Source organism: Streptomyces sp. NBC_00353 (assembly GCF_036108815.1).
Classification (GTDB): Bacteria; Actinomycetota; Actinomycetes; order Streptomycetales; family Streptomycetaceae; genus Streptomyces.
Genome location: NZ_CP107985.1, coordinates 7,365,619 through 7,377,459, shown reverse-complemented (window position 1 = coordinate 7,377,459; position 11,841 = coordinate 7,365,619). Strand labels below are relative to the sequence as shown.

Annotated in this window: 8 protein-coding genes and 1 tRNA gene; 4 read left to right on the top strand and 5 right to left on the bottom strand. The window is 66.5% G+C overall.

What is annotated here, in order from left to right:
• Positions 1-55 precede the first annotated feature (55 nt).
• A complete protein-coding gene (locus OHA88_RS33245) occupies positions 56-715 on the bottom strand; it encodes an ANTAR domain-containing response regulator (RefSeq protein WP_328628216.1) in 660 nt (219 codons plus the stop codon).
• Positions 716-815: 100 nt separating this feature from the next.
• On the opposite strand from OHA88_RS33245, the gene OHA88_RS33240 reads away from it, so the two are divergent.
• Together OHA88_RS33240 and OHA88_RS33235 are read left to right on the top strand one after the other, a co-directional pair.
• A tRNA-Leu gene (locus tag OHA88_RS33240) sits at positions 816-888 on the top strand.
• Positions 889-998: 110 nt separating this feature from the next.
• The gene (locus tag OHA88_RS33235; RefSeq protein ID WP_328628215.1) at positions 999-1,778 is read left to right on the top strand and encodes a helix-turn-helix domain-containing protein; all 780 of its coding nucleotides are present in this window, start codon (positions 999-1,001) and stop codon (positions 1,776-1,778) included.
• Positions 1,779-1,786: 8 nt separating this feature from the next.
• Here the strand turns inward: OHA88_RS33235 and pyk are convergent, their stop codons facing one another.
• Positions 1,787-3,220 (bottom strand): pyruvate kinase, encoded by a 1,434-nt coding sequence (gene pyk / locus OHA88_RS33230; protein WP_327124383.1) that lies wholly within the window; start codon positions 3,218-3,220, stop codon positions 1,787-1,789.
• Between the two features lie 385 nt (positions 3,221-3,605).
• Between pyk and OHA88_RS33225 the strand changes: the two genes are divergently transcribed.
• Positions 3,606-5,405 (top strand): bifunctional metallophosphatase/5'-nucleotidase, encoded by a 1,800-nt coding sequence (locus OHA88_RS33225; protein ID WP_328628214.1) that lies wholly within the window; start codon positions 3,606-3,608, stop codon positions 5,403-5,405.
• Between the two features lie 64 nt (positions 5,406-5,469).
• Here OHA88_RS33225 and OHA88_RS33220 read toward each other — a convergent pair whose 3' ends face one another.
• From OHA88_RS33220 to pepN, 3 genes are all read right to left on the bottom strand, one after another.
• Positions 5,470-6,891: a lysine N(6)-hydroxylase/L-ornithine N(5)-oxygenase family protein gene (locus tag OHA88_RS33220; RefSeq protein WP_328628213.1), complete on the bottom strand. Its 1,422-nt coding sequence runs from the start codon at positions 6,889-6,891 to the stop codon at positions 5,470-5,472.
• The gene (locus OHA88_RS33215; RefSeq protein WP_328628212.1) at positions 6,888-8,288 is read right to left on the bottom strand and encodes a pyridoxal phosphate-dependent decarboxylase family protein; all 1,401 of its coding nucleotides are present in this window, start codon (positions 8,286-8,288) and stop codon (positions 6,888-6,890) included. Before OHA88_RS33215 ends, OHA88_RS33220 begins: the two co-directional genes overlap by 4 nt.
• A gap of 230 nt (positions 8,289-8,518) precedes the next feature.
• Positions 8,519-11,023: an aminopeptidase N gene (pepN, locus tag OHA88_RS33210; RefSeq protein WP_328628211.1), complete on the bottom strand. Its 2,505-nt coding sequence runs from the start codon at positions 11,021-11,023 to the stop codon at positions 8,519-8,521.
• A gap of 163 nt (positions 11,024-11,186) precedes the next feature.
• On the opposite strand from pepN, the gene OHA88_RS33205 reads away from it, so the two are divergent.
• On the top strand, positions 11,187-11,729 hold the full coding sequence (locus OHA88_RS33205; protein WP_328628210.1) for a MarR family winged helix-turn-helix transcriptional regulator: 543 nt from the start codon (positions 11,187-11,189) through the stop codon (positions 11,727-11,729).
• The last annotated feature ends 112 nt before the right edge of the window (positions 11,730-11,841 follow it).

Genomic DNA, 11,841 nt, shown 5'->3' with positions numbered 1-11,841 from the left:
GGCCCGCACCCCGATCGATCCGGGGTGCGGGCCTCTTCCGTACGTACCTAACCGACTACTCGCCGTCCTTCGACGCCCGCCGCTTCTCCTCGGCATCCTCGATCAACGCCTCGGCAAGCTGCTGCATCGACAGACGACGATCCATCGACGTCTTCTGAATCCAACGGAACGCAGCCGGCTCCGACAGCCCGTAATCCGTCTGCAGAATGCTCTTCGCCCGATCCACCAGCTTCCGCGTCTCCAGCCGCTGCGAAAGATCCGCGACCTCGGTCTCCAACGCCTTCAGCTCCGCGAACCGCGACACGGCCATCTCGATGGCCGGCACCACGTCGCTCTTGCTGAACGGCTTCACGAGGTACGCCATCGCCCCGGCATCCCGCGCCCGCTCCACGAGGTCGCGCTGCGAGAACGCGGTGAGCATCAGGACCGGCGCGATGGACTCCTCGGCGATGCGCTCGGCGGCGGAGATGCCGTCGAGGATCGGCATCTTCACATCGAGGATGACGAGGTCGGGCCGGTGCTCCCGGGCGAGCTCGACCGCCTTCGCGCCGTCTCCGGCCTCGCCGACGACCGCGTAGCCCTCTTCTTCGAGCATCTCTTTGAGGTCGAGGCGGATGAGAGCCTCGTCCTCGGCGATGACGACGCGGGTCGTCAGCGGCGGGACGTGCGACTTGTCGTCGTCGGCGACGGGCTGGGGCGACTCGGGCGTGGTCACGGGGCTCCTCGTTCAAGACAGGGGTACTGCTGCCAAGAGCCTACCTAGTTACGGTATGTTTGAGGCACGGAGGGTCTTCGCGATCCTTCGTTTCGAAGGGGCCCCGGTAGCCCAGCGGTAGAGGCCATGGATTCAAAACCCATACAGCGTCGGTTCGAATCCGACTCGGGGCACTTCTCCTTCGATTCCAAGGTGGATCAGTGATTGGCGATCTTCACCCTTGATGGTGAGCGCATCGCCGATCCGAGTGCCTGGTCACGAGTCTCGGACGAAGATCCGTCTCATGGCACAGCACAATCCTTCGATACGTGACGAAGCGCTCGCACTCTTGAGACGTGGCGTAACCAATCGGGCGGTTGCTGAACATCTCAATGTTCCCCGCGGAACCGTCGGCTGGCGGCTGCACGAGGATCGCAAGCAACGTGGGGTCAAGTACACGCAACCCACCGACTGCCCGATATGTACCGGCCGAGACTTCGACCGCATCGCGTACGCGTACCTCCTGGGGCTCTACCTCGGTGATGGGCACATCATCTCGAAGCCCAAGCAGCATCATTTGTCGATCTTCTGCGGCGACGCCTGGCCAGGGCTGATCACCGAAGCCGAGGCGGCCATGCGGCGGGTGATGCCTGCACCGCGGACGGGACGACGGCAACGCAGCGGCTGCGTCGAGGTCAAGTCCTTCACGAGGCACTGGACATGTGTCTTCCCACAGCACGGCCCGGGCAAGAAGCACGAACGACTCATCGCCCTCGAACCCTGGCAGCAAGAAATCATCGACGCGCACCCGTGGGACTTCGTCCGGGGCCTGATCCATTCCGACGGGTGTCGCAACATGAACTGGACCACCCGCATCGTCGGTGGTGAACGGAAGCGTTACGAGTACCCGAGGTACTGGTTCACCAACGTCTCGGACGACATCAGGCAGCTCTACACCGACACCCTCGACAAGCTGGGCGTCGAGTGGAAGCACTGCACGCGCGCGGGCAAGAAATACAACATCTCCGTCGCCCGACGGGCGTCCGTCGAGCTCATGGACGCTCACGTCGGGCCGAAGCACTGACGACCGATCTACTTGGGGCTGTCGTCCTCGCCGATGTGGTGCACGCGTACCAGGTTCGTCGATCCCGCGACGCCGGGCGGAGAGCCGGCCGTGATGACCACGACGTCGCCCTTCTCGCAGCGGCCGATCCGCAGGAGTTCCTCGTCGACCTGGGCGACCATCGCGTCCGTGGAGTCGACGTGCGGGCCGAGGAAGGTCTCGACGCCCCACGTGAGGTTCAGTTGGGAGCGGGTGGCCGGGTCGGGGGTGAAGGCCAGCAGTGGGATGGGTGAGCGGTAGCGCGAGAGTCGCTTGACGGTGTCGCCGCTCTGGGTGAAGGCGACCAGGAACTTCGCGCCGAGGAAGTCGCCCATCTCGGCGGCTGCGCGGGCCACCGCGCCGCCTTGGGTGCGGGGCTTGTTGCGGTCGGTGAGCGGGGGCAGGCCCTTGGCGAGGATGTCTTCCTCGGCTGCTTCGACGATGCGGGACATCGTGCGGACCGTTTCGATGGGGTATTTGCCGACGCTGGTCTCGCCGGAGAGCATCACCGCGTCGGTGCCGTCGATGACGGCGTTGGCGACGTCGGAGGCTTCGGCGCGGGTGGGCCGGGAGTTGTCGATCATCGAGTCGAGCATCTGGGTGGCGACGATGACCGGTTTGGCGTTGCGCTTGGCGAGTTTGATGGCGCGCTTCTGGACGATCGGGACTTGTTCGAGGGGCATTTCGACGCCGAGGTCGCCGCGGGCGACCATGATGCCGTCGAATGCGGCGACGATGTCGTCGATGTTCTCTACGGCCTGGGGTTTTTCGACTTTGGCGATGACGGGGAGGCGGCGGCCTTCTTCGTCCATGATGCGGTGGACGTCGTCGATGTCTTGTCCGCTGCGTACGAAGGAGAGGGCGATGATGTCGGCGCCGGTGCGCAGGGCCCAGCGGAGGTCTTCGATGTCTTTGTCGGAGAGTGCGGGGACGGAGACGGCGACGCCGGGGAGGTTGAGGCCTTTGTTGTCGGAGACCATGCCTCCTTCGATGACGGTGGTGTGGACGCGGGGGCCGTCGACGTGGGTGACTTCGAGGGTGACGCGGCCGTCGTCGACGAGGATGCGTTCGCCGGTGGTGACGTCGGTGTGGAGGCCTTCGTAGGTGGTGCCGCAGGTGTTGCGGTCGCCTTCGGTGGGTTCGACGGTGATGGTGAAGGTGTCGCCGCGTTCAAGGAGTACGGGGCCTTCGCGGAAGCGGCCGAGGCGGATCTTCGGGCCTTGAAGGTCGGCGAGGATGCCGACGCTGCGTCCGGTTTCGTCGGAGGCTTTGCGTACGTGGCGGTAGCGCTGTTCGTGTTCGGCGTAGGAGCCGTGGCTGAGGTTGAAGCGGGCGATGTCCATTCCGGCTTCGACGAGTGCCTTGATCTGGTCGTATGTGTCGGTGGCGGGGCCCAGGGTGCAGACGATTTTTGCTCGGCGCATGGTTTGAGCCTAGACCTTACCTACGGGTAGCGATTTGGGTCTGCGTGTCGACTCAACAACCTTTGGGTGAAGGGTTATTGACAAGTGTTGAATTGTGCACGGTGGCGCTCTGATGAGCATTCTGTTCGGAGTTTTGGGGGGCGTCTTGGTGAAGTGGGCGTTCACCTGGGCGTGGGCGGTGTGTCGTTGGGGTTCGGGGTCGGGGGCGGGGGTGTTTCGGGGGTGCCGTAGGGGGCTGGTGTGGGGGGCAGGGGTCCACGGTCGCATCGGGGTGTGACTCGTGTGGTCATCAGATAGAAACCTGCGAGGGGTGTTGCCGGGTGCGGCTGGTGGGTCATTATCTACGCGCGTTGTGTACTGCGAGATCTGATCTGTGGGAGACGAGATGCCGCTGAACCGTAGGACGTTCCTGGGCACATCGGCTGCGGCCGGGGCCGGTGTGGCGATGGCTGGGGGTGTGGCTGTGCCTGCCGAGGCTCACGGTCGTGGTCATGGGCGTCCGCCGAAGCGGTATTCGTTCACGGTGATGGGTACGACCGATCTGCACGGGAATGTCTTCAACTGGGACTACTTCACGGACAAGGAGTTCGACGACAAGGCGCACAACGATGTGGGTCTGGCGAAGATCTCGACGCTGGTGGACCAGGTCCGTGCGGAGAAGGGCCGGCACAACACCCTGATGATCGATGCGGGTGACACGATCCAGGGCACGCAGCTGTCGTACTACTACGCGAAGATCGATCCGATCACGGCGAAGCGTGGTCCGGTGCATCCGATGGCGCAGGCGATGAACACGATCGGGTATGACGCGGCGGCGCTGGGCAACCATGAGTTCAACTACGGCATTCCGGTGCTGCGGAAGTTCGAGGAGCAGTGTGATTTCCCGCTGCTGGGTGCGAATGCGCTGGATGCGAAGACGTTGCGGCCTGCGTTCGCTCCGTATGTGATCAAGCGGATGCGTACGCCGCACGGTCCGGATGTGAAGGTGGCGATTCTGGGTCTGACGAATCCGGGGATCGCGATCTGGGACAAGGCGAATGTCAGCGGCAAGATGGTGTTCCCGGGGTTGGAGGAGCAGGCGGCGAAGTTTGTGCCGCGGCTTCGGTCCATGGGTGCGGATGTCGTGATCGTGTCGGCGCATTCGGGGACCAGTGGGACGTCGTCGTACGGTGATCAGGTTCCGTATGTGGAGAACGCGGCGGCTCTGGTGGCGGAGCAGGTGCCGGGCATCGATGCGATTCTGGTCGGTCATGCGCATCTGGAGATCCCCGAGTACTTCGTGGAGAACAAGGAGACGGGCAAGAAGGTGGTGCTCTCCGAGCCGTTGAAGTGGGGGCAGCGGTTGACGCTGTTCGACTTCGATCTGGTGTGGGAGAAGGGCCACTGGGTGGTGGAGCGTGCGGGTTCGCAGGTGTTGAACTCGAACACGGTGGCGGAGGACCCGAAGATCACGGGTCTGCTGGCCGACGAGCACAAGAAGGTCGTGGCGTACGTCAATCAGGTCATCGGTTCGTCGACGGTGGCGATGACGACGGCGGAGGCGGCGTGGAAGGACGAGCCGATCATTGATCTGATCAATGTGGTTCAGGCGGAGACGGTGAAGGCTGCGCTGGCTGGTGGTGCGTATGCGTCGCTTCCGGTGCTGTCGCAGGCGTCGTGTTTCTCGCGTACGGCGCAGATTCCTGCCGGTGATGTGACGATCAAGGATGCGGCGGGGTTGTATCCGTTCGAGAACACGCTTGAGGCCCGGTTGTTGACGGGTGCGCAGATCAAGGACTACCTGGAGTTCTCGGCGCGGTATTACGTGCAGACGGCGGCCGATGTTCCGGTGGATACGGCGAAGTTGACGAATGCGGACAACACGCCGGACTACAACTATGACGCGGTGTCGGGTCTGACGTATGACATCGACATTGCGAAGCCGAATGGTTCGCGGATTGTGAATCTGTCGTTCGAGGGCAAGGCGATCGATCCGGCGGCTCAGTTCGTGCTGGCGGTGAACAACTATCGGGCGAGCGGTGGCGGTAACTTCCCGCATGTGCCGGGTGCGAAGCAGTTGTGGGCGAATTCGGAGGAGATCCGCAACACGATCATTGCGTGGGTGCAGGCGAAGGGTTCGGTGGACGGTTCGCAGTTCGCTTCGGTGGACTGGCGGCTGACGCGGGATGGTAAGCCGGTGTTCTAGCGGTTCCTTGGTTGAGCGGCCGTCTCCTTTCCGGGAGGCGGCCGCTTCTGTTTTGTGCGGTGGGTCAGTTGCCCTGTACGAGGGGGATGAGGCCGGGGTGCTGGTGGGGGATTTTGGGGGTGTTCTGGGGGGTGAGGCCGAAGGTGGTGAAGGCGGTGCGTTGTGGGAGGGGGTAGGCGTTGGTGTCGGTGAGGTTGTTGAGGATGGTGGCGCTGCGCCAGGCGGCGAGTCCGAGGTCGGGGGCGCCGACTCCGTGGGTGTGGCGTTCGGCGTTCTGTACGTAGACGTTGCCGGTGACGGTGGGGTCGAGTTCGAGGCGGAAGTGGTCGTCGATGCGGGGGCGTCCGCCGGTGTCGCGGCGGATGTGGGGGGCGAGGCCGGTGAGGATGCGGTCGAGGGGGCGTTCGCGGTAGCCGGTGGCGAGGACGACTGCGTCGGTGGTGAGGCGGGTGCGGGTGCCTTGTTGGGTGTGTTCGAGGTGGAGTTCGACGCGATTGTTGGCGAGACGGCCGGCGGTGCGTACGTGGACGCCGGGGGTGAGGGTGGTGTCGGGCCAGCCGCCGTGGAGGGTGCGTCGGTAGAGCTCGTCGTGGATGGCGGCGATGGTGTCGGCGTCGATGCCTTTGTGGAGTTGCCATTGGTGGGGGACGAGTTCGTCGCGTACGTGTTCGGGGAGTGCGTGGAAGTAGCGGCTGTAGTCGGGGGTGAAGTGTTCGAGGCCGAGTTTGGAGTACTCCATGGGGGCGAAGGCGTGGGTGCGGGCGAGCCAGTGGAGTTTTTCGTGTCCGGCGGGGCGTGCGCGGAGGAGGTCGAGGAAGATTTCGGCGCCTGACTGGCCGGAGCCGATGACGGTGATGTGTTCGGCTTCGAGGAGTTGTCGGCGGTGGTGGAGGTAGTCGGCGGAGTGGATGACGGGGACGGTTTCGGCGTCGGCGAGGGGTTTGAGGGGGTCGGGGATGAAGGGTTCGGTGCCGATGCCGAGGGCGATGTGGCGGGTGTAGGCGCGGCCGAGGGCTTCGGCTTCGCCGTGGGTGTCGAGTTGGGTGAAGTCGACTTCGAAGAGTTGGCGTTCGGGGTTCCAGCGGACGGCGTCGACCTGGTGGCTGAAGTGGAGTCCTGGGAGTTGGTCGGTGACCCAGCGGCAGTAGGCGTCGTATTCGGCTCGTTGGATGTGGAAGCGCTCGGCGAAGTAGAAGGGGAAGAGGCGGTCGCGGCTGCGTAGGTAGTTGAGGAAGGTCCAGGGGCTTGCGGGGTCGGCGAGGGTGACGAGGTCGGCGAGGAAGGGGACTTGGAGGCTGGCGCCGTCGATGAGGAGGCCGGGGTGCCAGTGGAAGGCGGGGCGTTGTTCGTAAAAGGTCGCGGCGAGGGGGTGGGGGTTGCCGGGGATGCCGTGGGCGAGGGCGGCGAGGGAGAGGTTGAAGGGGCCGATGCCGATGCCGACGAGGTCGTGTGGCTGGTCGGGGTTGGGGCTGGGTCGGTCGGTCATCGGGGTGTGTTGCCTTTCTTGAGGTCGTGGGTGAGGTGGGTGACGTGGTCGAGGAGGGTTTGCAGGTCGTTGGGGGTGGTGTGGGGGTTGAGGAGGGTGGCTTTGAGCCAGAGGCCGTTGTGGGTGTGGGCGCGGCCGAGGACGGCTTGGCCGTTGGTGAGGAGGGTGCGGCGGATGGTGGCGACGGTGTGGTCGTCGGTGTTGGTGGGGCGGAAGAGGACGGTGGTGATGGTGGGGCGTTCGTAGAGGTCGAGGGTGGGGGTGTGGGTGATGAGGTCGGCGAGGTGGTGGGCGGTGTTGATGGTGCGGTCGATGAGGTCGGCGAGTCCGGTGCGGCCGAGGGCTTGGAGGGTGACGGCGATTTTGAGGGCGTCGGGTCGGCGGGTGGTGCGCAGGGAGCGGCCGAGGAGGTCGGGGAGGCCGGCTTCGGTGTCGTCGTCGGCGTTGAGGTAGGCGGCTTGGTGGTGGAGGGCTTGGAGGTGGTGGTGGTCGGGGACGGCGAGGATGCCTGCGGGGGCGGGTTGCCAGCCGAGTTTGTGGAGGTCGAGGGTGACGCTGTGGGCGCGGTGGAGGCCGTGGAGTTTGGTGCGGTGGGTGGGGCTGAAGAGGAGGGGGCCGCCGTAGGCGGCGTCGATGTGGAGTTCGGCGCCGTGGGTGGTGCAGAGGTCGGCGATGTCGTTCAGGGGGTCGATCCGGCCGGTGTCGGTGGTGCCTGCGGTGGCGGTGACGAGGAGGTGTTGGTGGTGGTGTCGGGTGAGGGTTTCTTCGAGTGCGGTGAGGTCCATGACGCCGGTGGGGGCGGGGATGGTGAGGGGTTCGGGGAGGCCGAGGAGCCAGGTGGCGCGGTTGATGCTGTGGTGGGCGTTGGTGGCGCAGATGGTCTGTACGGGGCCGTGGCGTTCGCGGGCGAGGAGGAGGGCGAGTTGGTTGGCTTCGGTGCCGCCGGTGGTGATGAGGGCGTCGGGGTGGGGGTGGTGGGGGTAGATCTCGTGGGCGAGTGCGGTGGTGGTGTCGGCTTCGAGGGTTGAGGCGGCGGGTGCTTGGTCCCAGGAGTCCATGGAGGGGTTGAGGGCTGAGGCGGCGAGGTCGGCTGCGGTGGCGAGGGCGAGGGGTGGGGTGTGGAGGTGGGCTGCGCAGTGGGGGTGTGCGGGGTCTGCGGAGCCTTGGGCGAGTGCGGTGATGAGGGTGCGTAGGGCGTGGTGGGGGCCGGTGCCGTGGTCGGGGATGACGGGGTGGGTGGCGGCGCGTATGCGGGGGGTGGTGGCTGGGGGTCCGCCGGCGGGGATGGGGCCGTTTCGTTGGTGGGCTCCGTCGTGGAGTGCGGTGAGGACGGTGTCGAGGAGGGGGCGGAGGGCGTCGGGTCCGGTGGTGGATCCGGCGAGGGGTGGGGTGGGCATGGGTGGTGGGGCCCTTCGGGTGCGCGCATGGGTGGACATGCCAGCTTGTCCGGGTTTCTGGTGGCGCGGCCGGTGAGCCCGTTGATCTGAACCCGAAAGGGGGACGGGCGGTGGGGGGTGGGGGGTTGTCGGGGGGTGCCGGTGGTATGGGTGTGCCCGGCGTCTCCCCTTGTGGTGGGGGTGGCGCCGGGCACGGGTGTTGCGGTGTGTGGGTGTCGCGGTGTGGTGGGTCAGTGGGCGTTGCGTACGGCGATGGCTCGGCGCAGGTCGTCGATCTGGTCGGTGAGTTTGCGGTGGAGGGCGGGGATGAGGGTGGGGTCGTTCAGGGCTTGTTCGCCGTGGTGGAGGTTGTCGGTGTCGATGGCGTAGTGGGGGAAGGCGTAGCGGCCCGCGGCTTCGGCGATGGCGGGGCCGCGGCGGGCGGCGAGTGCGGTGGCTTCGGGGTAGTAGCGCGGGACGTAGGTGTGGACGAGGTCGGCCTGTTCGGGTTGCCAGAAGCCTTGGGCGGTGGCGCTGAAGAGGTAGTTGGAGAGGGTGTCGTCGTTGAACAGGCTGTGCCAGGCGGTGGCTTTGGCTTCGGGGGTGGGGAGGGCGGCGCGGCAGCGGGCGGCGCCTTCCTGGCCGGTGGCGCTGGGGTCGTGTTCGAGTTCGGTGGCGATGGTGGTTTCGTCGGTGGCGCCGAGGACGGCGAGTCGGGTGAGGATGCGCCAGCGGAGTTCGGGGTCGAGTTCGGGGCCGCCGGGGACGCTGTCGTTGGTGAGCCAGTCCTGGATGGTGTCGGGTTGGGTGGCGGCGTCGATGAGGTGGCGTACGGCGGTGAGGCGGAGGCCGGGGTTGGTGCCGTCCTCGGTGCGGCGGATGAGGTCGCGGCAGAGGTCGGTGAGGGTGGCGTGGGCGGCGGGTCGGTTGTCGGGGGTGGTGTAGCGGCGGGTGATCTGGGTGTCGGCGAAGGTGAGGACGCCTTGGACGAGGGCCAGGTCGGTTTCGTGCGGGAGGTGGGTGCGGGCTGTGCGGAGGTAGGTGGCGGGGTGGAGTTCGCCGTCGCGGACCATGTCGCGGGCGGTGTTCCAGATGACGGCTCGGGTGAGGGCGTCGGGGATGCCGGAGAGGGTGTGGAGTGCGGTGTTCCAGGATTCGGGGTCGAGGCGGACCTTGGCGTAGGTGAGGTCGTTGTCGTTGGGGACGATGAGGGCGGGGCGGCGCCCGGTGTGGATCTTGGCGGTGTTGTTGTGGGGGACGTCCAGTTCGAAGCGGTCGCGCAGGGTGAGGCGGTCGGGTCCCGGCTGGGTGTCGAGGGCGTGGTCGTAGGCGCCGACGGCGATGCGGTGGGGGCGGTGGCCGTGCTGGTCGATGGTGATGGACCAGGCGCCGTCGGATTCGTCGACGTGGGGGGTGAGGGTGTCGACGCCGGTGGTGCGGAGCCATTCTTCGGCCCAGGCGTGGACGTTGCGGTCGGTGGCGGAGGCGAGGTTGTCGATGAAGTCGGCGAGGGTGGCGTTGGCGAATTTGTGTCGGGCGAAGTGGGTGTTGATGCCGGTGAGGAAGTCTTTTTCGCCGAGCCAGGCGACGAGTTGGCGCAGGGCGGATGCGCCCTTGGCGTAGGAGATGCCGTCGAAGTTGAGCATGGCGGATGCGGTGTCGGGGACGGCGGCGGGGTCGGGGGCGACGGGGTGGGTGGAGGGGCGTTGGTCGGCGTCGTATCCCCAGCCCTTGCGGGCTACGCCGAAGTCGACCCAGGTGTCGGTGAAGCGGGTGGCTTCGGTGAGGGTCTGGTAGCCCATGTATTCGGCGAAGGACTCGTTGAGCCAGATGTCGTCCCACCAGGCGAGGGTGACGAGGTCGCCGAACCACATGTGGGCCATTTCGTGGGCGATGACCATGGCGCGGGTCTGGCGTTCGGTGTCGGTGACGGCTGAGCGGTAGATGAATTCGTCGCGGAAGGTGACGAGCCCGGGGTTCTCCATGGCGCCGGCGTTGAATTCGGGGACGAAGGCCTGGTCGTAGGAGTCGAAGGGGTAGGGCTCGTCGAATTTCTCGTGGTATCGGTCGAAGCAGGCGCGGGTGATGTCGAGGATTTCGTCAGCGTCGGCGTCGAGGTGGGGGGCGAGGGAGCGGCGGCAGTGGATGCCGAAGGGCAGTCCGGCGTGCTCGGTGGTGACGGAGTGCCAGGGGCCTGCGGCGACGGCGACGAGGTAGGTGGAGATCAGTGGTGTGGGGGCGATGGTCCACCGGCCGTTGCCGGTGTGTTCGGCGATGCCGTTGCCGAGGACGGTCCAGCTTTCGGGGGCGGTGACGGTGAGGGCGAAGACGGATTTGAGGTCGGGCTGGTCGAATGCGGCGAAGACCCGTTGGACGTCTTCCATGAAGAGCTGGGTGTAGAGGTACGTTTCGCCGTCGGTGGGGTCGGTGAAGCGGTGCATGCCTTCACCGGTGCGGGAGTAGCGCATGGCGGCGTCGATGCGCAGTTCGTGCGGGCCGGCGGCGAGTGCGGTGAGCGGGTACCGGTTCTCGGTGAGGTCGGCGGGGTCGAGGGGGTGTCCGTCGAGGCTGATGGAGCGCAGGGTGGCGGGCTTGAGTTCGACGAAGGTGTCTCCGGCCGCGAGGGCGGTGAACTGGATGACGGTGCGGGAGTCGAAGGTGTCCTCACCCGTGGTCAGATCGAGGTCGATCGTGTACCGGTGTACGTCGAGGAACTGGGCTCGGGTCTGCGCTTCGTTGCGCGTCAGTACGGACATGGATCCATGCTGTCGCATGGCGTGGGGGGTGCGCAGTGGGGTTCTCGCAGGGCTGAGTGCGCGGTGGGCGGGGTGCGGTGCAGGTGGGTGGCTGCGCGGCCGCGGGTGGCCTTTGAGGGCTAAGATTCTTACCCATTGTGTTCCTGCACGGAGGGTGCCCGGGATGGCGAAGAAGACGGCTTCCGCGACGCGGCAGGATGCGGTGGCGTCGATCGTCGAGGACTGGCGGCGGGAGCGGCCGGATCTGGATACGGCTCCGCTGGAGGTGTTCGGCCGGCTGCATCGGGCGTTCCTGCGGTACAGCGCGGCGATTTCGCGGCCGGTGGAGCGCAAGGGCCTGTCGATGGCGGGGTTCGATGTGCTGACCGCGTTGCGCAGGGCGGGTGCGCCGTTCCGTCGTACGGCAGGTGAGCTGGCGGACTCCGGGCTGATCAGTTCGGCCGGTGTGACGTTGCGGATCGACCGGCTGGAGAAGGACGGGCTGATTCTGCGGGAGCGGGATCCGCAGGACCGTCGGGTGGTGCATTCGCGGTTGACGGACGAGGGTCTGTCGACGATCGACGAGCTGTTCTCGGAGCATTTGGAGAACGAGCGGCGGATGCTGGCGGGGCTCACTCCTGCAGAGTGCCGGCAGTTGGCGCGGTTGTTGGAGAAGTTGGAGCGGTCTGTGCTGGCGGCGGAGGAGGGGGGGGGCGAGGAGGGGTAGGGCGGGGACCGCACGTGGCCACTTTGTCCTCGATCGCGTAACGAGACCGATTTGCCGGACAGGTTGGGAATTGCCCGGCCCGTGCGTGAACCTCGATCGCCGGACGGGCTCG

What these genes read in the sequence shown, in the direction of transcription:
- pyk (WP_327124383.1), bottom strand. Translation starts at nt 3,220, where the DNA reads ATGCGCCGAGCAAAAATCGTCTGCACCCTGGGCCCCGCCACCGACACA.
- OHA88_RS33215 (WP_328628212.1), bottom strand. Translation starts at nt 8,288, where the DNA reads ATGCCCACCCCACCCCTCGCCGGATCCACCACCGGACCCGACGCCCTC.
- OHA88_RS33220 (WP_328628213.1), bottom strand. Translation starts at nt 6,891, where the DNA reads ATGACCGACCGACCCAGCCCCAACCCCGACCAGCCACACGACCTCGTC.
- OHA88_RS33235 (WP_328628215.1), top strand. Translation starts at nt 999, where the DNA reads ATGGCACAGCACAATCCTTCGATACGTGACGAAGCGCTCGCACTCTTG.
- OHA88_RS33205 (WP_328628210.1), top strand. Translation starts at nt 11,187, where the DNA reads ATGGCGAAGAAGACGGCTTCCGCGACGCGGCAGGATGCGGTGGCGTCG.
- pepN (WP_328628211.1), bottom strand. Translation starts at nt 11,023, where the DNA reads ATGTCCGTACTGACGCGCAACGAAGCGCAGACCCGAGCCCAGTTCCTC.
- OHA88_RS33225 (WP_328628214.1), top strand. Translation starts at nt 3,606, where the DNA reads ATGCCGCTGAACCGTAGGACGTTCCTGGGCACATCGGCTGCGGCCGGG.